The organism is Pseudolabrys sp. (assembly GCF_035943735.1).
In the GTDB taxonomy this organism is placed as follows: Bacteria; Pseudomonadota; Alphaproteobacteria; order Rhizobiales; family Xanthobacteraceae; genus Pseudolabrys.
Genome location: NZ_DASZBV010000026.1, coordinates 115,031 through 139,280, shown reverse-complemented (window position 1 = coordinate 139,280; position 24,250 = coordinate 115,031). Strand labels below are relative to the sequence as shown.

Sequence of the window (24,250 nt, the reverse complement as noted above, 5' to 3'; positions counted from 1 at the left end):
CGGTGATCCTGCCGCCGGCCTCATGCGTTACGGAACGCCATGACCACCATCGTCTGGTTTCGACAGGACTTGCGCACCAGCGACAATCCGGCCCTCGCGGCTGGCGCGAAGCGCGGCGCGGTGGTGCCGCTCTATGTCCTCGACGAGGAGGGACGCCGGCCGCTTGGCGGCGCGAGCCGCTGGTGGCTGCATCATAGCTTGGCTGCGCTGGAGAAGAGCCTCGGCGGGCTGGTGCTGCGGCGTGGGAATCCGGCGCAGTTGCTGCCGCAAATTGCGAAGGCGGCAGGTGCCGACCGAGCCGTATGGAATCGTTCGCATGAGCCGGACGCCATCGCCCGCGACGAGGCCGTGGTCGAGGCGCTCGACCGGGCCGGCATCGCCGTCGAGACCTTCAATGGCAATCTGCTGCACGAGCCCACCGAGATCAGGACGCAGACGGGCGGTCCGTTCAAGGTCTACACGCCGTTCTGGCGCGCCTGCCGCACCGGCAAGGTCGCGCCGCCCGAGCGCGCGCACAAACCGAACGTATCGATCGACGGCATCGACAGCGACAGGCTGACGGCCTGGAAACTGCTGCCGGAGAAGCCGAACTGGGCCGCCGGCTGGGAGAAATACTGGACGCCCGGGGAGCAAGGCGCGCAGGCGCGGCTCGATGCCTTCCTGCGCTCCGACCTGAAGGACTATGCCGCCGCGCGCGACCGGCCGGCGGGGCGCAACACATCGATGCTGTCGCCGCACCTGCACTTCGGCGAAATCTCGCCGCGGCAAGTGTGGGCCCGCGTGAGCTTCGCGGCGGAGAAAGCGACGCTGGCGCAGACAGCGGCGAAGTTCGAGGCCGAGATCGGCTGGCGCGAGTTCTGCGCGCATCTGCTCTATCACTTCCCCACGCTGCCGCAGCAAAACTGGCGCAAGGAATTCGATAGATTCCCCTGGCGCCGCAGCGCCGCCGATCTTAAGGCCTGGCAGCGCGGCCAGACCGGCTATCCGATAGTCGATGCCGGCATGCGCGAGCTCTGGCATACCGGCTGGATGCACAACCGCGTACGCATGATCGTTGCATCCTTCCTGGTGAAGCATCTGCGCATCGATTGGCGCGAAGGCGAGGCGTGGTTCTGGGATACGTTGGTCGACGCCGACCTCGCCAACAACGCCGGCAACTGGCAGTGGGTCGCCGGCAGCGGGGCGGACGCCTCGCCCTTTTTCCGCATATTCAATCCGATGGTGCAGGGCGATAAGTTCGACCCGCAGGGCGAATATGTTCGGCGGTGGTGTCCCGAGCTGAAGAACCTGCCGGACAAGCACATTCATGCGCCTTTCGCGGCAGGCACCGACGCGCTCGCCGCGGCCGGCGTCACGCTCGGCCGCGATTATCCCAAGCCCATCGTCGATCACGCCGAGGCGCGCGCGGCGGCGCTCGCTGCCTATCGCAAGATCACGGTCGGCTGATACGCCATTGTTCTGCCGCGCATGGCGACATAGTTTGTGGCCGGGCGCGACGCAGTTCCGGTGACAGAATGCACGACACGACAGCTCGCGCGCTTAGCAAGGTTCCCCAGGTCACCCTCATCTTCTGGATCATCAAGATCGCCGCCACCACGCTCGGCGAGACGGGCGGCGACAGCGTCACCATGACGTTGAACTGGGGTTACCTAGCCGGCACGGCGCTGTTTCTCATGCTGCTCATCGCGCTGGTGATCGCGCAGATCGTCGCCAAGCGATTCCATCCTTTTCTCTATTGGGCGACCATCGTCGCCTCGACCACCTTCGGCACGACGATGGCCGATTTTGCCGACCGCTCCCTCGGTATCGGTTACACCGGCGGCTCGGCGCTGCTGTTCGCCTGCCTGATGCTCGTGCTCCTGCTCTGGTATTGGTCGCAAGGCACGGTATCGGTGAACACGGTGAGCACGCCGAAAGTGGAAGCCTTTTACTGGGCCGCCATCACCTTCTCGCAGACCCTCGGCACCGCGCTCGGCGACTGGCTCGCCGATACCGGCGGCCTCGGCTACGAAGGCGGGGCGCTCGTGTTCGCGGCCGGAATTGCGATCGTTGCCGCCCTTTACTTTTGGACGAATGTGTCGCGGGTTTTCTTGTTCTGGGCCGCTTTCATTCTGACGCGGCCGCTCGGCGCGACTGTCGGGGATTACCTGGACAAGCCGGTGCATGATGGCGGCCTTGCTTTGAGCCGACCGCTCGCCTCGGCTGTGATCGCGGTGTTCATCGTGCTGTGTGTGCTGATCCTGCCGCAACGCGCCGGAACACATCCTTCCGCGCAAGCTGCGCCTCGCTAGCGACCGCATCGTCAGAGGAACCTGTTTGTCAGCTCCTGCGTTCGGGTCCGTTGGGACGTTCGGCAATGCCGGATGTGGGAACAAACCTGAACAGGAGGACGGACATGAAACGTACGCTGCTTTTGACGAGCGCCGCCGTGGCGCTGACTTTGGGCCTGACGCCGGCGCTCGCGCAGGACCAGGACCAGACCAACAGCAAGATGAAGCGCGATCCGGCTGCAACCGAGCAGCACGATCGCGACGCCAATCGGCAGTCGCAAAAGGCAAAGCCGGAACACCGCGCCAAGGAGACCGCGCCGGCTTCCGACACCAACGCCTCGCGCGATGCCGCCAACAAGGACGAGACCGGCTCGCAGAATACGACCGGGCAGGCCGACGACAAAAAGGCAAGCACGAAGCCGTCCGATACGAATGCCACGAACTCTAAATCCGCAACGCCAAAGAGCGCGGATACCGACAGCAAGAGCGGTGAGTCCAAGCGCGCCGAAGATCGTAATCAAAAACCTTCGGGCGCCGCGGCGACGAACAAGAACGGCACGAGCGAGCCATCAAAGAACGCCGAGCGGAACGGTAGCAGGTCCCCCGCGGCGCAAAAGTCGACGCAAACCAACGAGCGGAACCGCAATGCCGCATCTCAGGCACCGAGCCGCAACGCCGCCGACACCAAGAGCGGCAGCGAGCCTAAGACGAGCGTGGCCGCCAAGCTCGATCCGCAGAAGAAGTCGCAGCTGACGGCGGCGATCGACAAGGTGAACGTGAAGCCGCTCACCCATGTCGGCTTCTCGGTCTCCGTCGGCGTGGCTGTGCCGCGCACGGTCGAACTGCGGCCGGTGCCGACGACGATCGTCGAGATCGTCCCGCAATATCGCGGCTACGATTTCTTCGTCGTCCGCGACGAGGTCGTCATCGTCGAGCCGCGGACGCACAAGATCGTCGACGTGATCGAGCGCGGGCCGACTCGGGCTCGGGCCGAAACGACGACGCGTCGCGTGCGGCTGTCCGACCATCAGCGCGAGATCATCCGCCATCACGCATCGTCGCGGCGGAAGGTGACCACGGGCGCGGCGCCGCGGACGACGACCGAAGTCACGGTCGGCGAAACGCTGCCCGAATCGGTCGAGGTGGAAAGCTTCCCGGAGGAGGTCTACCGCGAGGTGCCGGAGGTCCGCGAATATCGGTACATCGAACGGGGTGACGACGTTTACCTTGTCGACCCGTCGAGCCGGCGAGTCATCGAGGAAGTGCGTTAATAACCCGCACGAATGCATGGGGCCGTCATCGGCGGCCCCATGCATCGCCGGCATGACGAGTTGCAACGGCCGTGCTAAAGACCCGGCACTTCTTGCAATGTTCGCCGGGACAGATGTCGCAAACCCCTGCCATATCCTCCTTCCGCCGCATCGTGGTGAAAGTCGGCTCGTCGCTGCTCGTCGATCAGACGGCGGGCGGGCTGAAGCGTGAATGGCTGGAAGGCCTCGCCGAGGACATCGCCGACCTGCACCAGGGCGGCCGGGACGTGCTGGTCGTGTCCTCGGGCGCGATCGCGCTCGGCCGCGCTGTGCTCGGCCTGCCGCGCGGCCCGCTCAAGCTCGAGGAGGCGCAGGGCGCCGCCGCCGTCGGGCAGATCGCCCTGGCGCGGGCCTGGTCGGAGGTGCTCGGCGCCCGATTCATGACCGCGGGACAGGTGTTGGTCACCTTGCAGGACACCGAGGAGCGCCGCCGTTACCTCAATGCACGCTCGACCATCGACAAGCTGATCGAATGGCGCGCCGTCCCGGTGGTCAACGAGAACGACACCGTCGCTACGTCGGAAATCCGCTACGGCGACAACGACCGCCTCGCGGCGCGCGTGGCGACAATGATGAGCGCCGACCTGCTGGTGCTGCTGTCCGACATCGACGGCCTCTACGACAAGCCGCCCGCGCCGGGTAACGACGCCCGGCTGGTGCCGGTCGTGTCGCGCATCACCGCCGAGATCGAAGCGATGGCCGGCATCTCCGCGTCGGAACTGTCGCGCGGCGGCATGGTGACCAAGATCGAGGCGGGCAAGATCGCCACCACCGCCGGCACGCACATGGTCATCGCCTCCGGTCGGGTCGACCATCCGCTCAAGCGCATCGCCGAGGGTGCGCCTTGCACCTGGTTCCTGACGCCTGCCAATCCGGTCACCGCCCGCAAGAAATGGATCGCCGGCTCGCTCGAGCCGCGCGGTGCAATCCACATCGATGCCGGCGCCGTGCGCGCGCTGCGCGGCGGCGCCAGTCTGCTGCCGGCCGGCGTGACGAAGATCGAAGGTGCCTTCGGACGCGGCGACGCCGTCGTAGTGCGCGGTCCGGACGGGGCGGAGATCGGCCGCGGCCTGGTCGCCTACGATGCCGACGATGCGGAGAAGATCCGTGGCCGCTCGTCGGCCGACGTGCTGTCCATCCTCGGCTTCACAGGCCGCACGGAAATGATCCACCGCGACGATCTCGCGCTGGCGAACGAATAGCGCGCCACGAGTGCGGCCACCTCCGTATGTTCCGGAATTGAAAACGATCCGCGCCTCGACCTCCCCCTGTGAAGGGGGAGGGAGGCACGGACATCACATCACCTTCTTGACGCGGCCCCAGCCCTTCAGCGCCGACCAGATGCGGCGTTCAAGGCGGAAGCGGTCGATCGGCGCCGATGAGTTGATGGCGCGGATGCGATAGAGGCCGACGCCGGTCCACTGGAAGCCGCACTTCTCCAGCACGCGGCGTGACGCCGGGTTGGTGACGCGCGCGCCGGCCTGCAGGGCCTCGTGGCCGAGATCGGTGAAGGCGTAGTCGACCACGGCGTGCAGCGCCTCGGTCGCATAGCCGTTGCCCCAGTAGGGCACGCCCAACCAGTAGCCGAGCTCGGGCGTCTCGTCCTCGCTGACGATGCCGCATGCACCGACGATGGTGCCGTCGCGCAACGTGATCAGGAACACGGCATGGCCGGCTTTGTTCGCCCCGGAAATGAAGCCCTCGGCATCCGTCATGCGATACGGATGCGGAATGCGCGCCGTGTTCTCGGCAATGCGGCGATCGTTGGCGAGCGCTGCGACCGATTTAGCGTCCTCGAGGCGCGGGGCGCGCAGGGCAAGCCGCTTGGTCTCGAGGACGGGAATACTCGCCTCGCGAAAGCTCTCGCAGGGGATCTCTTCCAGCAGGGTCATGGCTCTCGGGCTCCAGGTTCGCACCGGTGCGGGCTGCACCAGCGCTGAAAAGCGAAGAGGGGGAGCCGGTCACCCGTCTCCCCCTCTCAGAGCCCTACGAGCCCCGCCGGTTCGACTTAGGTGACCGGCGGACCTCGATTTTGTCCACCGTCTACTCGGCCGCAGCCTCCGTCATCGGAACAACCGATACGAATTTGCGGCCTTTTTCTTTCGTAGCGAACTGAACCTTCCCATCGATAAGCGCGAAAAGCGTGTGATCCTTGCCCATGCCGACATTGCGTCCGGCATGCCAAGTCGTACCGCGCTGACGGGCGATGATGTTGCCGGCAATACAGATCTCGCCGCCGGCCTTCTTCAGGCCAAGGCGCCGGCCATCGGAGTCGCGGCCGTTCCGGGAAGATCCGCCTGCTTTCTTGTGAGCCATAGCTACTCTCTCGAATTCGAACGTGTTCTACACCGATTCCGTGACGGAATCATCTCACAACTTTGTTTCCGCCGGTTACGTCAGGCTGCGGTTTCCGCCGCGCCTTCCGTCTTCGGCTTCGCCGCGCGCTTGGGCCGCGGCGGCGGCTCCTTTGCCGGCTTCTTGCCGCCGGTCAGGATCTCGGTGACGCGGATCACCGAAAACTCGTGCCGGTAGCCGCGCTTGCGGCGCGAATTCTTGCGCCGACGCTTCTTGAAGGCGATGACCTTGTCGCCACGCTCGTGCTGAAGCACCTCGCCGGCAACCGTCGCGCCCGCAACCAGCGGAGCGCCGATCTCGGGGCTGTCGCCGCCAACTACCAGCACTTCGCCGAATTCCACCACTTGGCCGGGCTCGGCCGCGACGCGGTCGATCCGGATCACATCTTCCGGGGCGACGCGGTACTGCTTGCCGCCCGTTTTGATGACTGCGAACATCTTTCGTTCCTTCGTGTTCGATCCCGGCACTCGAACCTGACGGTCCGGACCGGCTTCTTTTCAGTCGGTTTATCGTTTTTTTTCAAAGGCTTGGCGTGCCCCTTGGGGCGCGCAATGCCAAACACGCGGGCCTTTCGGCCCGCGCGCGGGGTGGTTATGGGGGGGCGGGGGGCGTTTTGTCAAGAAACGCAGAACGGGTCGGGAGGTCAGCCGTCCGCCATCGTCACTTGCGGCACCGCGGGCCGCCCCATGAACTCGTAGCCCAAAAGGGCAATGCCTCCGACCACCCCGACGATATCCTTCAGGATCCCATAGGGGACGGCATTTGCTGGGATTAGTGCCAGCAGACCGAAGACGCCGAAGGCGATGCGGACCGGCCAGCCAATGGGCCGGACGAAATAGCCGACGACGGCGATCGAAATCAACCAAACGCCGATAAACGCCGTGACGACCGCCTCGGCGATGACTTCCGGCCTGCCGATCAGGATCAGGCTGGGCGACGCGACGAACAGGAACGGCACGATGAAAGCCGTCCAGCCGAAGCGGACTGCCGCAAAGCCGGTGCGCATTGGATTGGCCTCGGCCAACGCCGCCGCTGCATAGGCTGCCACGGCAACGGGCGGCGTGATCATCGACATCATTCCGAAGTAGAGAATGAACATGTGTGCTGCCATCGGATTGATGCCGAGCTGAATAAGCGACGGGGCCACCAAAGCCGCGAGCAGTACGTAGACGCCGAGCGTCGGCATTCCCATGCCGAGGATGATGGAAACGACCGCCGCCAGCACCAATAACAGGATGACGCTGGACGAGCCGATCTGCACCAACAGGTAACTCAGGTTGAAGCTCAACCCGGTCACGTTGAGGATACCGATGACGATGCCGGCGCCCGCGCCGATCAAGATAATGTCGACGACACCGCGGCCGGTCTTCGGGATCGTTCTGATAAGTGCGCGGAGCGTCGGCCTTTGCCCCTTGTATCCCAGAATACAAGTCAGCGCCGCCGCCACCGCCGCGGCGCTCAGTGCGGATCGCTGCGGCAGCCAGTGATATTCAAAGAGCGTCCCGATCAGGACCACAAAGGAAAGTATGAATGGCCATCCGGTGAGGAGACCGCGCGCCTTCGGAATGTCGGAAGGAGGCAGTCCGCGCATGCCGAGTTTTGCCGACTCCAAATCGGCCTGGATGAAGAGGGCTGCGTAATAGAGAAGGCTGGGCACCAAAGCTGCAATGGCCACCGCCGCATAGGACGTCTGGAGAAATTCCGCCATGACGAAGGCAGCGGCACCCATAACCGGCGGCATCATTTGCGCACCGGTCGATGCGACGGCCTGAACACCGGCGGCCTTATAGCCCGGATAGCCGGCGTTCCTCATCAGCGGGATCGAGACGATGCCGATGGCGACCACGTCGGCGACCGCGCTACCGGAAATCATCCCGAACATGCAGGATGCGACCACGCAGATCTTCATTGGGCCGCCTCGCAAGCGGCCCATAGCGACCAAGGAGGCGTCGGTAAAAAACCGGCCGCCGCCGGTGACATCGAGAACACTGCCGAAGAATACGAAGGCAATGACGATGGTCGAGACAACCGCCATCGGCAGGCCGAGGATACCGTTCACGTCGAAGGCGAGATAGGCGGAAAGATTGCGCCAATCCTGAGCCCGGCCGGCGAGCCGGCCCGGCACGTAGTTGCCGAAGAGAGCATAAATCAGAAAAACGGCGACGATGATGACCAGCGCCCAGCCGGTAGACCTCCGCAGCGATTCAAGCAGCAGCAGCACGACGATCGCGCCGGAAACGTAAGCTTCGGCGGGCCGGGCAAAGATCGAGTCGACGAGTTCCGGATATCGCACGGCAATCCACGTCGATGCGCAGAATCCGAATGCCGCCAGCACGATGTCGTACCACGGCACCGAATCGCGCTTGGCTCCCTGCTTTGCCGGCAGGATGAGAAAGGCCAGCGCCAGCGCCAGCCCCAAAGCGAAAGCGAAGAACTGCTGCGGGTACAGCGACCACGCCAGGTGTTGCTGAATCTCGAGTGCCCAAGCCGACGCGCTGATGGTCAGCGCGGCGGCGAGGACCGTCACGACGGGGCCGGTCAAGTTCTTGGCTTGAGAGACCCCGTCCATTTCAGTTGTGGAGGTCATGGAGCGGACCTATTCGATCGCGGGTCTATTTACCGTTCTTCCACAGCCCGACTTTTTTATAGAACGCGATCGCGCCCGGATGATACTGGGCGGGTGCCACAGCGCCCACCATGTCTGTCTTTGGATCGAAGCCCTTCATCGGGGCGAATACCTCGCCCATTTCCTTTTGGCTCTCATAGATGACGCTCGCCATCTTCTCCACGACGTCGTCGGGGACGTTCTTGTTGGTGAAGATCATCATCGGATAGGCAATGAACCAGCCGGGCTCCAGCACGCCGGGATCGGCCTTGCCCGGCACCATATGGACCAGGTAGCCCGTCGGCCAATGCTTCTTGATAGCGGCGACGCTTTCCGGCGTGTTGGGGACCGGCAAAGCGCGGATGCCGCCGACTGCGGCATCTGCTTCACGCACCTTGCCGGCGCCCTGCGCAAAGATAAAGCCGTCACTCTGGCCGGCCATAAAGGCGTTTGCGCCCGCCACCACACTTGGCACCTGCACTTTCGTTATGTCGTTACGAGTCAAGCCGGCCGTGGCGTAGATCGCTTCGAGTTGCGGAATGATGGTGTGCTGAGCGGTGAATCCGTCGGTCATCCGCTTGCCCTTCAAGTCGCCGACGCTCTTGATGGTGGAATCCTTGCGGACGAAGATCGCTTCCTTCAGCGGATAGAGCAGGGCCACGACGCGCAGACCGGGGCTGGCGTGGCCCTTGAACCACGCCTGGCCCTGAAGCGCGTATTCGTATTCCTGGAGATTGGCGATGCCGAATTCGAACTGACCGCCGCCAACGGCCGGGAGATACTGGTTCGGGCTGGTGGCCGGCTGAATAGTGACGTTTAGGCCATGGCTGTTCGCTGCCTTTGCGATAGCCGTACCGATGTTGTGATAAAGTGACCCGGGGTTCGAAGTCGCAATACCGAGGGGGCCTGCTGCATAGGCGCTTCCGCCGAACAGCGCAGCCGCTCCTATGGCGGCGATCGTTGAGAATATCCTCATGTGCTCCTCCCTGAAGCGTTATTATTGAACTCGATCACGGCTGAAGCATCGCTGTGTCGAAGTCAGTCGTTCTGACAGTCGCGATCCTTACGGCAAAATAGCCCGATAAACAAACGGTTGGCTCGACCAAGCGCCGACGAGCGACCTAATGCCGCGAAATTGGAACACGGACCGCGGCCTGAGATGGGCAATGTTGGTGGACATGGCCAAGCGCGCCGCCGGCGAGAACGTTGAGAGGCCGTTCGGGTTGTGCGCGGTCGGATTGGCGGGTGCCGGGACACGCGCACGGGTGCTGGCCAGCCCGGCCTACGGGCTGACGGGGACGCCGTTGTCCGCGTCCGCCGACTGCGCCAGCCGGTAACCGACGCCGAGCTCGGTCAGGAGGATGCGCGGCATGTCCGGGGTCGGCTCGATCTTCTGGCGAAGCTTGCGCACAAAGATGCGCAGGTAATGTGTGTCGTGCACGTGGATCGAGCCCCAGACCTCCTTGAGAAGGTGCTGGTGCGTGACGACATTGCCGGCGTGCTGCGCCAGCACCTGCAACAGGCGGTATTCCTTCGGCGTCAGCGTCAGTCGCTGGCCGTTGAGCATCACGGCGCGGGCGGCCAGATCGATGATCAGCGGGCCGACGACCACCGTTGGTTCGCCTGATGCCGCGCGCGACTGGCGGCGGAGTGAGACGCGCACGCGCGCAAGCAACTCGGCCATGCCGAACGGCTTGACGATGTAGTCGTCGGCGCCGGCCTCCAGCAGTTGCACCTTCTGCGCCTCGCTCGAGCGCACCGACAGCACGATGATCGGCACGTTCGACCACGAACGGATGCGCTCGACCACCTCGGAGCCGTCCATGTCGGGCAGGCCGAGATCGACGATGGCCACGTCGATGGGCCGCAGCGTCGCCGCGCGGATCGCCTCGGCGCCCGTGGCCGCTTCGTGCACCACGAAGCCATTGAGCTCGAAGCCGGTACGCAGGAAGCGCCGGATCTGGATCTCGTCGTCGACGACGAGAACGACGGGGGACGGTTCACTCATCTGCATCGGTTTCCAATTGCGGGACAGCGGTTTGCACCGCCGGCAGTTCGATCGTCAGCGTGGTGCCGAGACCGGGTCCTTCGCTGATGGCATTCACTTGCCCGCCATTGGCGGTCACGAAAGCGCTCGCGATCCACAGACCGAGCCCGGAGCCGCTGGTGGTCAGGGCGTGACGTTCGCCGCGCACGAAGCGGTTGAAAATGGTCGCCTTCTCGGCTTCGCTCAGGCCGGCGCCTGCGTCGCGGACGCTGAGCAGCAGCATGCCGTCGCGGCTTTCACCGGTGATCGCAATGCGCGAGCCGGCCTGCGAATACTTCACTGCATTGTCGATGATCTGCACCAGCGCCTGCTGCACCAGCACGGCGTCGATGCGCACCATCGGCAGATCCTGCGGCAGTTCGAGCGCAATGACGCGATCGGCGAGCCGCCGCTGGCAACTGCGCAGCGTCGAATGCAGGATGTCCGCCGGGTCGGCCCATTCCAGGTGCGGCTTGACGCCGTCGCTCGAAATGCGGCTGGCGTCGAGCAGGTTCTGGATGTCGCCGTTGAGGCGTTCGGCCTCGTCATGCACGCCCTGCACCAATGCGCGCAGCTTGCTCTCGTGGGCGAGCGCCGGCGCGGAGCTGAGCACGGTCGCAGCGCCGAGGATCGAGGCGAGCGGCGTGCGCAGTTCGTGACTGACGGAGCCGATCAGCGCCTCGCGCAGTTGCTCGGTTTGTGACCGCATACGCGCTTCGCTGATGGCGCGCGAGACGCCGAGCCGTTCGAGCGTGGCGGTGGCATCGGCAAGGACCGCGTCGACGCGGCTGCGCAACAGTTCGCGGTTTTCGGTGGAGGTGCGCCCGAGATTGATGGCGATGACGCCGAATTCGCGGTTCTTCGGCGAGACGGCGCGGACGAGCCAGGCCTCGCCGCTGTCCGACGTCACGACGTGGCCGCCGCTGTTCTCGGTGCTGCCGGCGGTGAGCGCCTCGACAACCGAAATGACCTGCTGCGGAATGCCAGCGCCGGCGCGGTGGGCGCCATCGCGCTGCGCGCCGAACAGGTAGACCTTGCGCTGCATTACCGCGGCGAGATGGTCTTCGATGGCGGCGTGGATGTCGGACACGTCGAAGGCCACCGCGAGCCGGCGCGAGAAGGCATAGAGATCCGAGAGATCGACCTCGCGCTGCCGGGCGACTTCGAGTTCGTGTTTCAGCCGAGTGGCGAGTTGGCTGACGACGATGGCCGTAAAGGTGAACAGGATGAGATTGAGGACCTCGTGCGGGTCCTTGATCTGGAGGCTGAAGCGGGGTTCGAAGAAGAAGAAAGCCGACGCCACAATGCCGCAGAACGCCGCGACGATGGAGGGGATCATGCCCCAGCGGACCGCGGCGATCAGTACCGGGATCAGGTAAAGCGCGGAGCCATGTGTCAGGCCCGTGACGGCCAGGATCCAGTACAGCGCGACGGTGACGAGTCCAACCAGGCCGAGGGTATAAACGATACCCGGCAGCTGCCCGCGTAAACCCGGCAAAATCGGCGATTTTTGCATTACACCCCGCTAGACGGGCTCAAGTTCCTGTCCAGCCCGAGATAATAAGCGGTTCGCCCTTGTCTGTCTTGGCCCGCTTGGCTACATACCGGGCCGTCCGATTGGGGCGTTTTCAGGCCCGGCCGGTCCTGCGGAGAGGTGGCTGAGCGGTTGAAAGCACCGCACTCGAAATGCGGCATACTCGCAAGGGTATCGGGGGTTCGAATCCCTCCCTCTCCGCCAGTCCGGCAAACTCCTCGACAGCGATCAAAAATGTAAGCGGGCGCAGGCGCTTGGACCCAGCTGACGTCGGCAGGTCCGCGTCCAAACGACGCTCGCTCACCGGCGAATGTGATCGAGAATGTTCCGGATCTTTTCGGCCAGTTGCTCGAACGTGAACGGCTTGGTGATCAGGTTGACGTCGGCGTCGAGCCGGCCCTGGTGCACGATCGCATTGCGCGAGTAGCCGGTCGTGTAGAGCACGGGCAGGCCGGGCCGCAGCTCCTGCGCCTGCTGCGCCAGCACCCGGCCGCTCCGGCCGGGCAGCACCACGTCGGTGAAGAGAAGGTCGATACGCGCTTCATCGCGCAGGATACGCTCCGCCTCGTCCGGGTGCCCCGCCTCCAGCACCGCGTATCCAAGGTCGCGCAGCACCGAGACGCTGTAGTTCCTGACATCGTCGTTGTCTTCGACGATGAGGATGGTTTCGCCGCGGCTGGCGCCCGCGCCGCCATTGGCCGCCTATGACGCAAAATTTGTCCGGTCGGCGAAACGGCGCGGAACTTCGGTCGGGTGCCCAAGTTGTCGGCAGCGACTACTCCAAAGTAGGGGCGAACCCATGACTGATTTTACGCGAACGGATATCGTCGCGTCTTCTCTGGCCGAAGCCGATCCGCACGTCCTGTCGTGGCGCGCGATCCTCGCCGGAGGATTCGCGGCCGCCGCGCTGACGCTTGTACTCCTCGCCTTCGGCAGTGCCGTCGGCTTCTCGTCGATCTCGCCATGGTCGAATTCGGGCATATCCGCTTCGACCTTTCATATTGCCGGCGGAATCTATCTCGTCGTCGTCGCCATGCTGTCGTCGACGGTCGGCGGCTACATCGCGGGCCGGTGCCGCACGCGCTGGCGCTCGGTGAGAAGCGACGAGGTTCTCTTCCGCGATACGGCGCACGGCTTCCTCGCCTGGGCGCTCGCCACCGTGATGGGCGCGGCGATCCTCGGTACGGCCGCGACCTATCTGGCCGGCGGCGTCGTGCAAAGCGCGAGCTCGCAGGCCTCACCCTCGGGCGGCCTCTCGGTGTCGTCACCGATCGCCTATTACACCGACATGTTGCTGCGACCGGCGTCGGCAACGCGTGGCGCTCCCGCCGGCGATGCCTTCGTGGCGCAGCGTGAAGCCCAGGTCGTGTTCATGCACGACATGGCCGTGAAGGGCGAGTGGCCGGCAGCCGATCGCACCTATCTCGGGCAACTCGTGACGCGGCAGACCGGTCTGTCGGCCGCCGATGCCGAGAAGCGCGTGAGCGACACGATCGCCGCGGCCAGGGCCGACGCGGACCAGGCGCGCAAGGCGGCGGCGTCGCTGTCGATCTGGCTGGCGATCTCGATGTTCGTCGGCGCCTTTTCGGCGAGCCTGGCCGCCATTGAGGGCGGGCAACTGCGCGACGAAAGATGGAAGGGCGTCATCGGCGCCCGTGCTTATCGCGAACAACGGACACTCTAGGAGGCGACCATGGGAATTATTCTGTTGTGGCTGCTTGGCATTCCGATCCCGCTTTTGATCCTGATTGCCCTGCTCAGCCACTAGCTCAACCAACGGGGACGGCCTCCGCGCACGCGCGGAGGCCGTTTCCGTTTGGCCGTTCTGGCGCTGCCAGAGCGGGCCACGCTCCTCGATCGTCCAGGCCCCCGCGATCGATCAGATAGTCGAAAAGCGCATCAACGAATGCGACGCTGATTTTCGTATCGTTGCATGCATGAGCTGTTTCATCCGCTGAAAGCCGCCGACGCTTGACACTCGCGCGGATCATTCGTTCTCTGCCGCTCGCGAAATGCAAGCAGTGGGATGCAACGGATCATGCAGCTGATCGACGTTCACCAGCACGTCATCCCCGACGTCTACAAAAACGAGCTCGCGCGCGTCGGCGTGCTCGGCAGCGGCGAAAACCCGTGGCCAGCGTGGAGTATTCCGCGCCAGCTCGAGCTGATGGACGAGCTCGGCATCGATGCGGTGCTGCTGTCGATTGCCTCGCCCGGCGCCTGGTTCGGCGACATCGATTTCACCTTGCGGCTGGTGAAGACCTGCAACGAGACGATGGCGCAGATGGTCGCCGACCATCCGCGCAAGTTCGGCGCCATGAGCTTCGTATCGCTGCCCGATGTCGAGCAGGCGTGCAAGGACGTCGCCTACGCGCTCGATGTGCTGAAGATGGACGGCATCAATCTGCAGAGCCATACCGGCGAGCGCTATCTCGGCCATCCGGACGAGAACGAGCTCTACGCTGAGCTCGATCGCCGGCGCGCCGTCATTTTCCTGCATCCGCAGCGGCCGCCGGCGCGCAACATGCCGCATTATTCATTCCCGGCCGGCTATACCGAGCTGACCTTCGACACCACGCGTGCCGTCACCAACATGCTCTATAACGGCACGTTCGCGAAATATCCGAATATCCGCTGGATCATGCCGCACATGGCCGGCGTCACGCCGTTCCTGCTGTTCCGCCTGGGTGGGCTCGACGACGATCCGAAGATCCGCGAGCGCATCCCCGACGGCGTCGCCGCCTACCTGCGGCGGCTTTATTATGACGTGGCGCAGTCGCCGTCGCCGCTGGCGCTGCGCGCGCTGCTCGAGATCGCCGATCCGTCGCGCATCCTGTTCGGCACCGACTATCCGTCCGCGCGCAATGTCGAGAAGGTCATGCGCGATACGATCGAGGCCGTGCGGACCTTCGACGGCTTCGACGACGAAACGCGCCGCAACGTGATGGCGCGCAACGCCGAGAGGCTGCTGCCGCGCTTCGCACGGGCATAACGCCTAACGCGCCCGCGCCTCGCGAAACTCGCGCAACAGCGCCCGGCCATAATCGTTGCCGTTCGGCGTGCGTACCAGCGCGTGCGCGTGGCGCCGGTTATAGCCGGTGTTAGGCAAGGCGACGCCCGGCTGGTGATAGAACTCGATGAAGATCACCGGATTATAGATGCGGTAGTAGAACGGACTCACGGGATCGCATTCGCCGATCCAGCCGAACACCGTCCGGTCGAAGTGCGCGATGACCTCGTCGAGCCGCTGTGACGCGTGCGACGGCTGCAAACGGTCGGTATAGAGCGCGATCAGGCGTTTCAGCCGCTCGCGCTGTTCGCCGCTCATCTCGGCGGTCGGCAGGCCGATATATGGAACGACGATGTTGTCCTTGAAGCCGGAGGCGTAACCGTCGAACGGCAGCTCGGTGCCGACGAGCGTGCACGCACGTTGCTCGGGCGAGAGCGCGTTCATGAAGGCCCAGCCTTCCGCCTCCTCCTCACGCAACACGGTGACCCCGGCATAGACTCCGGCTTCTGCTGTCACCGGCTCGGAGCCAAGCAGCATCGGCGACAGCACGATCTGGTCGCGGAGCACGAAGCAATTGATGTTGCAGTGGTGGCCGTCCATCTGCCAGCCCCAGGGCCGATCCGGCGACGGCGTGCCGAAAATGCTGATCCAGTAGAACTGGTCGCCGAACTCGTCCGGCAGGCCGGTCAATTCGGCGAGCGTTTCGTTCAGCCGCATCGCATTGCGCGCCGTCTCATAGGCGCGCGCGCCGAGCCCGGCGCGCATGACGCCATAGGCGCGCTCGCGCTGCGCTTCGCTCAGTTCGACCAGGCACAGCCCGTGCCGCATCAAATTGCGGTGGATGTTGCTCCAGGTGCGCCACACCTCGCCATCGACGTCGAAGGTAACTGCGCGGCGCTGTGCGTCGTCGAGTGACGCGAGGAATGCGCGCACCGCATCGACGAGCGGCGCCGTCGACGTCCCGGTCGTGCGCAGCGGAAACAGCCCGCTTTCCACTGCGCCGTCGGCGGTGATGCCCTTGAACGGCTCCTTCAACGACTCGCGCCAGCCGTTGAACAGGTCCTGCAAAGGCTGCGAGACCTTCGACTCGTCGATCCGCGGCGGCGCGCGCCGGGCGCGGCGGACAACGGGTGCGTCACTCATCGCGGGACCTCTCGCATCGAGGAAGCATTGCGCGAAGAGCCGGTCGAGGCAACCGCCGGCGCGGTGAGCGCCGATGGCTGGCTCGACCGTCGGCGATGTGCTGTAGTTCGCGAAACACTCGGGAGGAATATTGTGAAGCTCGTTCTGTTTCAGACGTCGTCGGATGCCGATGCGCGACCCGGCGTTCTCACCGAGCGCGGTGTGGTCGATATTTCCGCTGCGGTGCGGAAAAGCTACACGCCGCAATTGGTGATGCAGGGCATCATCGACGACTTCGACACGCTGCGTTCGACATTGGAAAAACTTGCACGGGATGAAAAGGCGCTGCCGCTTGCGCAAGTGCGGTTGCGTGCGCCGTTGCCGCGGCCGGGCAAGATCCTGGCCTGCATCGCCAACTACTGGGAGCACGCGCAGCGCGAGGCGCGGCCGCTCAACATGTTCATGAAGAACCCGGACGCGGTGATCGGCCCGGGCGACACGATCATGCTGCCGGAATACACGGTGCCGTGGATGTTCATGCACGAGGCGGAACTGGCGCTGGTGATCAAGGGGCCTTCCAAGATGGTGAAAGCCAAGGACTGGCGCAGCGCGATTTTCGGCTACACGGCCATGATCGACGTGTCGGCGCGCGAGCAGGGCCGTCGCACATGGCCGGCGACGCCGCTGACGAGTTGGCTCGGCAAATCCTTCGACACCTTCGCGCCGATTGGCCCCTGCATCGCCACGGTCGACGAGATTCCCGATCCGAACGACCTGATCGTCCGCTTCTGGAACGACGGTCAGCTTCGCCACAATTACAACACCGACGACATGGAGCACCGGGTGCCGGAACTGGTCGAGTTCGCGACCACCGTGATGACCATGAATTCCGGCGACCTGATTGCGTGCGGCACCAACCACGAAGGGCTCGGCGCTCTTCAAGATGGTGAAACTGTCGAAATTGAAATCCAGCACATCGGGAAAATGAGCCTGAAAGTGGCCGATCCGCTGAAGCGGACGTGGGAACGCGGCGTTTATATGGGTCAGGATTCAACGCATCCTGACGCGGTGAAACGCCATCGTCCTCGCGGCGAAGGCGGGCAAACTGCATCGCCCACGCCCTAGTTGCAAAAGTGCCGCCAATGTAACGCGTGTCACGGCGGCGCCTGCCCACCGATGGACAAGGACGGTGCCGGCGGACATACTTTGCGGCAGGTGACGGGCGATAAAAACCCGCACCGGGGGGACTACGCCTATGGGCGCTGAAGCATCCGCCGCGCGCGCCACGCGCGCGAACATGGATCCGGAAGAGTGGAAGGCGCGCGTCGATCTTGCCGCCGCGTTTCGATTGGCGGCAATGAACGGCTGGGACGAACTGCTGTTCGCGCACCTCTCCGCGCGCGTGCCGGGTCATCCCAATCAGTTCCTGATGCATCCCGCCGCGATCCTGTTCGAAGAGGTGACGGCCTCCAATCTGCACAAGCTCGACGAGAAATGTAATCACGTCGTGCCGAGCGACGAGATGCCGCACAAATTTGCGTTTCCGTTCCACAAGGGCATTTACGACGCGTTTCCGCAGGCGCAGTGCGTCGTGCACCTGCACACCAAGGCGGTTACCGCCGTGGCGATGCAGGAGCAGGGGCTCATCCCGGGCAACCAGTACGCCTTGTGGCTCGGGCCGGTCGGCTATCACGACTACGAGGGCCTGATCTCGTCGGACGAGGAAGGCGTGCGGCTGGCGAAGAATTTCGGCGACAAGCAGGTGGTGCTGCAGCGCGGGCACGGTTTCGTGCTCTGGGGGCACACCATCCACGAAGCCTACATGCTTGCCTTCCTCATGATCCGCGCCTGCGAGGTGCAGATGATGTCATTGGCCGGCGGGCTGAAGCCCTATGTGCCGCCGACGCAGGTCGTGCAGGCGACCGTCGGTCAGGCGCGCATGATCACCGACGGCGAGCAGCCGTTCAACCAGATGACCTGGCGCGCGCTGAAGCGAAAGCTCGACCGCGACGCGCCTGAGTACAAGAGCTGACGAGCCTCGCGCAGCCGCTGCTGACGGTTGCATCCTGCCATAAACGCCCACGGAGCCAGACATGTCCGTCATCGAGCGGCCGCCGATGCAGAGCGCGCTGCCGATCTACCACAAGTCGATCGACTGGGACGCGCTGTTCGAGCGCTATCCGGTCCCGGACGTGTTCGAACGCACGCGCTGGCGCTGGTCGGCGGACCAGATCCGCGCCTTCCAGAACGAGCAGTTCCTCGATCTGATGCAGACCGGCTGGCAGAACGAGTTCTACCGGCGCCGCTGGTCGGCGGTGGGCCTGGAACCGGGCGATATCGGCAATATCGACGATATCGTGAAACTTCCGATGTTCGATTCCGACGACATCAAGAAGGACCAGGAGGAAAACCCGCCCTTCGGCCTGATCAACGGCGACGTGCACAAGCGCATGCAGACGACGCCGATGAAGCTCCAGACCAGCGGCGGCACGACCGGCAAGCCGCGGCCAACCCTCTACGCCCCGCAGGAATGGGAGTTCAACGGCCTCACGCACGCCCGCGTACTCTATATCTGCGGCGTGCGTCCCGGCGACCGCGTGCAGATCCCGCACACCTGCTCGCTCGGGAACGCCGGCTGGTGCTGCTACAAGGCCTGCCACGATTATCTCGGCGCGCTGCCGATCACGACCGGCACCGGCGCCGTCACCTCCTCGCGGCGGCAGATCGAGATCGCCCGCGAGTGGGGCACCAACGTCTGGTACGTGCGCCCGGAATACGCCACGCAGCTTGCCAAGGTGGCGCGCGACGAGCTCAATTTCGACGTGCGCGACCTGAAGACCAAGTTTCTCGGTTGCGGCCTCGGCCCCGACGTCGACAACGCCTTCCGCAACCAGCTCGAGAGCCTGTGGGGCTGCAAGGTCTACGACATGTACGGCACGCACGAGATGGGCATGGGCGCCTTCGAGTGCCAGCACCAGTCGGGCATGCACTTCCACGAAGACTCGACGTTCTTCGAGGTCGTCGGCATCGAGGACGGCAAGGCGGTTGCGGACGGCGAGATCGGCAACATGGTCTGCACCATCCTGCACCGCCGCCAGCAGCCGATGATCCGCTTCAATCTGCGCGATCTCACCCGCATCGTCGCCACCGACCGCTGCGAATGCGGCAGCTGCTTCCGCCGCATGCAGAAGATGCTCGGCCGCAGCGACACGATGGTGCGCATCCGCGGCGTCAGTATCTGGCCGCAGGCCTGCCTGCCGGCGATCAAGAGCGATAGCCGCACCACCGGCGAATGGCTCTGCATCGCCGAACGGAACGTGCGCGACGGCGTCGTGCGCGACGAGATGACGGTCAAGGTCGAGGTGCGCGACGACGCGCCCGGCTGGGAGGGGCTGAAGGAGCACATCGAAAAGCGGCTGCATTCCGATCTTGGCCTGCGCCTCAATATCGAGCTGGTGCCGGAGGACGCGCTGATGGAGTGGTCGAACCGCGGCCGCGAAGGCAAGCCGAAGCGCATCCTCGATCATCGCTTCGAGAAGAAGTGAGTGTCACGATGAGCATCTCGTGCGCGGAACCTTCTTTTCCCCTCTCCCCGCGAGCGTCAGCGAGTGGTGGGGAGGGGTCAGGGATGGGGCGCTCTATCCATGACACCTGCGGCCATCAAATTCCCCCCACCCCGACCGCCCTCGCTGGCGCTCGGCGGTCGACCCTCCCCGCCGCTGCGCGGGGGGAGGGTGAAGGAAAGACGTGAGCCCCATGCAATACTTCGATTGCCATTCGCACTTCTCGACCGAGGCCGGCCTGCACCACGCCTCGCAGGAGGACTACGAGCAGGCGCAGCGCGTGTTCAAGCGCAAGCGCACCTTCGAGACGGAAGAGGAGATGGCGGCCGGTTTTCGCAAGCGCCATGTGCGCACGATCCTCGACATCTACCGCACCTGGCGGCTGACCGATGAAGACGAAATCCGCCGGTCGCACGATTACGTCATCGACTTCACGCGCAAGAATCCGGACATCGTCTACGGCAACTGGGTCGCCATCAATCCGAGCATGAAGGATTTCTGGCTGAAGGAGTTCCGCCGGCTGCTCGATGCCAAGGTCGGCTTCTGGGGCTTCTGCCAAAGCCAGAACAGCCTCGGTTTCACGCCGAGCGATCCGGTCTGGGACCCGTTTTACAAGTTGTCGATCGAGATCGGCGCGCCCGTGCTGCTGATGACGGGCTTGACCGGCATCGGCCAGGGCATGCCCGGCGGCAAGGGCATCGTGCTCGAGGACGGCCATCCGCGCCACGTCGACCGTGTCGCCGCGCGCTATCCTGAGCTGAAGATCGTCGCCGGCCGTCCCGCCTGGCCGTGGCAGGACGACATGATCGCCATCATGCTGCACAAAGCGAACGTGCATTACGAGCTGCACGGCTGGTCGCCGAAATACTTCACGCCGGCGCTGAAGAAAGAAATCGGCTGGCGGTTGCAGGACCGCATTATGTTCGGCTGGGACTGGCCGACATTGACGCTGGAGCGTCTGGTCGAGGACTGGCGCTCGCTCGGCTACACCGAGGAGGTCTACGAGAAGGTCTTCCACCGCAATGCCGAGGCCTTCTTTCCCGGCGCCGCTCCGAAATAAGGCAAGACCGACATGACATCAGCCGCCAAGATCGTTGAGCGCCTGACGGGTGCGGCCGGTTTGTCGGTCATGCCCGCGGCGGACCTTGTCACCTTGCTGCGCGACACGTTCAGTTACGCCGGGCTGTCCGATGCCGATGCCGCCGTTGCCGCCGACGTCGCCGGCCACGGCACGCTGCATGGCTCGGACGCGCATGGCGCGGTGCAAATGCCGCTTTACATTGCCGGCCTTCTCGACGGCACCATCAAGAGCAAGCCCAACATCGCGATCAGCGGTCATCTGCCGTGCTGCAAGGTCATGGACGCCGATCATGCGCTGGGCTTGGTCGCCGGGCAGAAGGCGATCGATGCTGCCATCGAGATGGCGAAAACCTATGGCATGGGCGCCGTCGCCGTTCGCCGCTCCAGCCACAACGGCACCGCCGGCTATTTCTCGGAACGCGCCGCCGCGCACGGGCTGATCGGCATGGCTTTCACCAACGCCATGCCGGCGATCGCGCCGACCGGCTCGACCGAGGCCTTGCTCGGCACCAATCCGATCGGCGCCGCGTTTCCGCTGCCGGGCCGCGACCCGATCGTGCTCGACATGGCCACCAGCGTCGTCGCCCGCTCGCGCATTCGCGCCATGCAGGCGCTGGGCAAGCCATTGCCGGAAGGCTGGGCCATCGATGCCGAAGGCAGGCCCACGACCGATCCTGCTGTGGCCGTCAAAGGCTCGGTGCTGCCGATCGGCGGTCCCAAGGGCTATGCGCTGGCGCTCATGGTCGAATTGCTGTGCAGCGCGCTGTCGGATGCCGAGCCGGGTTTCCAGGTGATCTACGAGAATATGGAGAAGCGGCCGAGCAACATCGCCCAATTCTATATGGCGATGAATCCGGAAGGGTTCGTGCCGCGCGACCGTTACGAGGCGCGCGCAGCGCATGTCGCGGATGTCATCGTCAAGGCCAAGCCCGTCGCCGGTGGAGAGCCGCCGCGGCTGCCCGGCGCGCGCGGTCACGCCGCCAATCGCAAGGCCCGGGCGGACGGTGTGGCGATCACCGACAATCTGGCCAACGCGCTGAAGAACGTTGCGCGCCTGATCGAAAGCCGCGCCGCATGAGAGCTTGGGAGGTGCTGGCGCCGACCGGGCTGGACGGGCTCGCCCTCAACCGCGACCGGCCCGTGCCCGAACCAGGCCCGGGACAGATCGTCATGCGCGTGCGCGCCGCCGCGCTGAACTATCGTGACCACGGCGTGCTGCGCGGCGTCTACGGCTACACGAAATTCCCCGTCATCCCGCTATCGGATGGGGCCGGCGAGGTCGCAGCCTGCGGCCCGGCTGTGACGCAGTTCAGGGAAGGCGACCGCGTCGCCGGCACTTTCTTTCAGTCCTGGCCGGGTGGGCGCATGCCGGAGGACGCCTCGCGCAATTCGCTCGGCGGCATGATCGACGGTGTGCTCGCCGACTACGCGCTGCTCACCGCGGTCGGCGCGATCCACATTCCGGCGCATCTCAGCTTCGAGGAAGCGGCGACCTTGCCCTGCGCGGCGCTCACCGCCTGGAACGCCGTCGTGGAAACCGCCCGCATCAAGGCCGGCGAGACCATCGCCATCCTCGGCACCGGCGGCGTCTCGGTGTTCGCGCTTGCCTTTGCCAAGATGCACGGCGCCACGGTGTTTCTCATTTCGAGCAGCGACGAGAAACTCGCACGCGGTCGCGCGCTGGGCGCCGATCATCTGGTCAACTATCGCGCGACGTCGGAGTGGGACGCGGAGATCAGGAAGCTCAACGGCGGCGCCGGGGTCGATCACGTCATCGAGGTCGGTGGCGCCAACACGCTGTCGCGGTCGATGAACCTGGTACGGCAGGGCGGCGGCATCTACGTCATCGGCGCACTCGCCGGTGCGGGTTCGATCGATCCGCGCATGATCAATCGCAAGAGCATCCGCCTGCAGGGCATCCATGTCGGCTCGCGCGACATGTTCGCGGCGATGAACAGGGCCATTGCCGCGGTTGGCTTGCGGCCGCAGATCGACCGGGTGTTCGCCTTCGACGACGCCAAGGCGGCCTATCTGCACCAGCAGGGCGGCACGCATTTCGGCAAGATCGTGATGTCCGTGTGAGAGCGGGCGTCAGCTCAGCAGGCGCATGATCCAGAGCGAGATGCCGGGGATATAGGTCACCAGCATCAGCGCCAGCACCGCCAGTCCGACAAACGGCATCAATCCGGCGTAGAGCGTCTTCGACGGCGTCTTGAACAGCGCTTGGCAGACGAAGATGTTGAGCCCGAACGGCGGGTGGAAGGTGCCGATCGTCAGGTTCATCACCACGATCACGCCGAAATGGATCGGGTCCATGCCGAGCGAGGCGGCGACCGGCGCCAGCAGCGGCGTCAGCATGATCAGCGCCGAGGCCGGGTCGAGGAAACAGCCGACGAACAGCAGGAACACGTTGATCGTCAGCAGCACCACCCATTTCTCGGAATGGATGCTGGTAATCACCGAGACGGTGGCCTGCGCGATGCCGCTGATGGTCAGCAGCCACGAATAAAGGCCGGCGACCGCGACGATGATGAAGATCAGCCCGGTGAGCTGCATCGCCCGCGCGCCGCTCTCGAAGATCTGCGCGATCGTCGCCTCGCGGTAGACGATATAGCTGACGAAGATGGCGTAGACGCTGGCAACGCCGGCGGCTTCCGTCGGCGAGAACACGCCCGAATAGATGCCGCCGAGAATGATAAGGATGGCGCCGAGCGCCCAGACGCCGTCGACGCTGGCGTGCACAAACTCCTTGAGCGAGAACCTGCCGGAATCGGAAATGCCGGTGCGCACCGAGTAATAATAGATGTAGAGCCCGAACAGGCCGGCGAGCAGAAGGCCGGGGCCGATTCCGGCTGCGAACAGCTGGATCACCGAGGTGTCCGAGGCGATGCCGTAGATGATCATCGCGATCGACGGCGGGATGAGGTTGTCGAGCGCGCCTTCCGCGGTGATGAGCGCCGCGGCGAATTTCTCGCTGTAGCCGGCCTCGCGCATGCGCGGATAGGTCAGCGTGCCGACCGCCGCCGTGCCGGCCGTGGTGACGCCGGAGATGGCGCCGAACAGCGCGGCAAAGCCGAGCGAGGTCATCGGGATATGGGCGCGGAAGCCGCCGACGAGCGAGGCGACCCAGCGCAACAGCCGCTTGGTGATGCCGCCGCGCGACATCAGGTCGCCGGCGAAGACGAAGAACGGCACCGCCAGCAAGGGGAACTTGTTCAGGCTGTTGAAGATCGCCTGATGCACGACCGTCATCGGGATATCGAAGAACAACAGCAGGATGACCAGCGACGTCGTGAGCAGCAGCAGGAAGATCGGAAAGCCGAGCAGCAGGAGCGCAAAAGGCAGGATCGCCATCACCCAGTACATTGCTGCGTT

Annotated in this window: 22 protein-coding genes and 1 tRNA gene; 13 read left to right on the top strand and 10 right to left on the bottom strand. The window is 64.8% G+C overall.

Annotated elements, in window-relative coordinates; all coding sequences use genetic code 11:
- Nucleotides 1-39 precede the first annotated feature (39 nt).
- The 4 genes from VGV41_RS20110 (at nucleotide 40) to proB (ending at nucleotide 4,782) form a co-directional block, all read left to right on the top strand.
- Nucleotides 40-1,446, top strand: a complete 1,407-nt coding sequence (locus tag VGV41_RS20110; RefSeq protein ID WP_326865860.1) for a deoxyribodipyrimidine photo-lyase — start codon at nucleotides 40-42, stop codon at nucleotides 1,444-1,446.
- A gap of 68 nt (nucleotides 1,447-1,514) precedes the next feature.
- On the top strand, nucleotides 1,515-2,291 hold the full coding sequence (locus VGV41_RS20105) for a hypothetical protein (RefSeq protein ID WP_326865859.1): 777 nt from the start codon (nucleotides 1,515-1,517) through the stop codon (nucleotides 2,289-2,291).
- Nucleotides 2,292-2,395: 104 nt separating this feature from the next.
- Nucleotides 2,396-3,541, top strand: a complete 1,146-nt coding sequence (locus VGV41_RS20100; protein WP_326865858.1) for a DUF1236 domain-containing protein — start codon at nucleotides 2,396-2,398, stop codon at nucleotides 3,539-3,541.
- A 113-nt stretch (nucleotides 3,542-3,654) separates the two neighbouring features.
- Entirely contained in the window at nucleotides 3,655-4,782 is a 1,128-nt protein-coding gene (proB, locus tag VGV41_RS20095) for a glutamate 5-kinase (protein ID WP_326865856.1), read from the top strand.
- A 93-nt stretch (nucleotides 4,783-4,875) separates the two neighbouring features.
- Here proB and VGV41_RS20090 read toward each other — a convergent pair whose 3' ends face one another.
- The 7 genes from VGV41_RS20090 to VGV41_RS20060 all read right to left on the bottom strand — a co-directional run bounded on the left by VGV41_RS20090 (nucleotide 4,876) and on the right by VGV41_RS20060 (nucleotide 12,082).
- Nucleotides 4,876-5,472 carry a GNAT family N-acetyltransferase gene (locus VGV41_RS20090; protein WP_414705170.1) on the bottom strand — a complete coding sequence of 199 codons (597 nt, stop codon included), beginning with the start codon at nucleotides 5,470-5,472 and terminating at the stop codon, nucleotides 4,876-4,878.
- A 151-nt stretch (nucleotides 5,473-5,623) separates the two neighbouring features.
- The gene (gene rpmA, locus VGV41_RS20085; RefSeq protein ID WP_326865855.1) at nucleotides 5,624-5,896 is read right to left on the bottom strand and encodes a 50S ribosomal protein L27; all 273 of its coding nucleotides are present in this window, start codon (nucleotides 5,894-5,896) and stop codon (nucleotides 5,624-5,626) included.
- Between the two features lie 80 nt (nucleotides 5,897-5,976).
- A complete protein-coding gene (gene rplU, locus VGV41_RS20080) occupies nucleotides 5,977-6,372 on the bottom strand; it encodes a 50S ribosomal protein L21 (protein WP_326865854.1) in 396 nt (131 codons plus the stop codon).
- Between the two features lie 206 nt (nucleotides 6,373-6,578).
- Nucleotides 6,579-8,522 carry a TRAP transporter fused permease subunit gene (locus VGV41_RS20075; protein ID WP_326865853.1) on the bottom strand — a complete coding sequence of 648 codons (1,944 nt, stop codon included), beginning with the start codon at nucleotides 8,520-8,522 and terminating at the stop codon, nucleotides 6,579-6,581.
- A 25-nt stretch (nucleotides 8,523-8,547) separates the two neighbouring features.
- Nucleotides 8,548-9,516: a TAXI family TRAP transporter solute-binding subunit gene (locus VGV41_RS20070; protein WP_326865852.1), complete on the bottom strand. Its 969-nt coding sequence runs from the start codon at nucleotides 9,514-9,516 to the stop codon at nucleotides 8,548-8,550.
- Between the two features lie 306 nt (nucleotides 9,517-9,822).
- The gene (locus VGV41_RS20065; protein ID WP_326865851.1) at nucleotides 9,823-10,548 is read right to left on the bottom strand and encodes a response regulator transcription factor; all 726 of its coding nucleotides are present in this window, start codon (nucleotides 10,546-10,548) and stop codon (nucleotides 9,823-9,825) included.
- On the bottom strand, nucleotides 10,541-12,082 hold the full coding sequence (locus VGV41_RS20060; protein WP_326865850.1) for a DUF4118 domain-containing protein: 1,542 nt from the start codon (nucleotides 12,080-12,082) through the stop codon (nucleotides 10,541-10,543). The genes VGV41_RS20065 and VGV41_RS20060 overlap by 8 nt, the downstream gene beginning before the upstream one ends.
- Nucleotides 12,083-12,214: 132 nt before the next feature.
- Here VGV41_RS20060 and VGV41_RS20055 point away from each other — a divergent pair.
- Nucleotides 12,215-12,304 (top strand) — tRNA-Ser (locus VGV41_RS20055).
- A 96-nt stretch (nucleotides 12,305-12,400) separates the two neighbouring features.
- Here the strand turns inward: VGV41_RS20055 and VGV41_RS20050 are convergent.
- On the bottom strand, nucleotides 12,401-12,757 hold the full coding sequence (locus VGV41_RS20050) for a response regulator (RefSeq protein WP_326865952.1): 357 nt from the start codon (nucleotides 12,755-12,757) through the stop codon (nucleotides 12,401-12,403).
- A gap of 142 nt (nucleotides 12,758-12,899) precedes the next feature.
- Here VGV41_RS20050 and VGV41_RS20045 point away from each other — a divergent pair, with 142 nt between their 5' ends.
- Nucleotides 12,900-13,784, top strand: coding sequence for a hypothetical protein (locus VGV41_RS20045; protein WP_326865849.1), 885 nt, complete (start codon nucleotides 12,900-12,902; stop codon nucleotides 13,782-13,784).
- 354 nt (nucleotides 13,785-14,138) lie between these two features.
- The gene (locus VGV41_RS20040; protein ID WP_326865847.1) at nucleotides 14,139-15,092 is read left to right on the top strand and encodes an amidohydrolase family protein; all 954 of its coding nucleotides are present in this window, start codon (nucleotides 14,139-14,141) and stop codon (nucleotides 15,090-15,092) included.
- Between the two features lie 3 nt (nucleotides 15,093-15,095).
- Here the strand turns inward: VGV41_RS20040 and VGV41_RS20035 are convergent, their stop codons facing one another.
- A complete protein-coding gene (locus VGV41_RS20035) occupies nucleotides 15,096-16,253 on the bottom strand; it encodes a DUF3500 domain-containing protein (RefSeq protein ID WP_326865846.1) in 1,158 nt (385 codons plus the stop codon).
- A gap of 27 nt (nucleotides 16,254-16,280) precedes the next feature.
- Between VGV41_RS20035 and VGV41_RS20030 the strand changes: the two genes are divergently transcribed.
- The 6 genes from VGV41_RS20030 (at nucleotide 16,281) to VGV41_RS20005 (ending at nucleotide 22,957) form a co-directional block, all read left to right on the top strand.
- The gene (locus VGV41_RS20030) at nucleotides 16,281-17,357 is read left to right on the top strand and encodes a fumarylacetoacetate hydrolase family protein (protein ID WP_326865845.1); all 1,077 of its coding nucleotides are present in this window, start codon (nucleotides 16,281-16,283) and stop codon (nucleotides 17,355-17,357) included.
- Nucleotides 17,358-17,487: 130 nt separating this feature from the next.
- Entirely contained in the window at nucleotides 17,488-18,264 is a 777-nt protein-coding gene (locus tag VGV41_RS20025) for a class II aldolase/adducin family protein (RefSeq protein WP_326865843.1), read from the top strand.
- A 61-nt stretch (nucleotides 18,265-18,325) separates the two neighbouring features.
- Nucleotides 18,326-19,777 carry a hypothetical protein gene (locus VGV41_RS20020; protein WP_326865842.1) on the top strand — a complete coding sequence of 484 codons (1,452 nt, stop codon included), beginning with the start codon at nucleotides 18,326-18,328 and terminating at the stop codon, nucleotides 19,775-19,777.
- A gap of 211 nt (nucleotides 19,778-19,988) precedes the next feature.
- Nucleotides 19,989-20,855 carry an amidohydrolase family protein gene (locus VGV41_RS20015; protein ID WP_326865841.1) on the top strand — a complete coding sequence of 289 codons (867 nt, stop codon included), beginning with the start codon at nucleotides 19,989-19,991 and terminating at the stop codon, nucleotides 20,853-20,855.
- A 12-nt stretch (nucleotides 20,856-20,867) separates the two neighbouring features.
- Nucleotides 20,868-21,953 (top strand): Ldh family oxidoreductase, encoded by a 1,086-nt coding sequence (locus tag VGV41_RS20010; protein WP_326865840.1) that lies wholly within the window; start codon nucleotides 20,868-20,870, stop codon nucleotides 21,951-21,953.
- Nucleotides 21,950-22,957, top strand: a complete 1,008-nt coding sequence (locus tag VGV41_RS20005) for an NAD(P)-dependent alcohol dehydrogenase (RefSeq protein ID WP_326865839.1) — start codon at nucleotides 21,950-21,952, stop codon at nucleotides 22,955-22,957. Before VGV41_RS20010 ends, VGV41_RS20005 begins: the two co-directional genes overlap by 4 nt.
- 9 nt (nucleotides 22,958-22,966) lie before the next feature.
- Here the strand turns inward: VGV41_RS20005 and VGV41_RS20000 are convergent, their stop codons facing one another.
- Nucleotides 22,967-24,241, bottom strand: coding sequence for a TRAP transporter large permease (locus tag VGV41_RS20000; RefSeq protein ID WP_326865838.1), 1,275 nt, complete (start codon nucleotides 24,239-24,241; stop codon nucleotides 22,967-22,969).
- Nucleotides 24,242-24,250 lie beyond the last annotated feature (9 nt).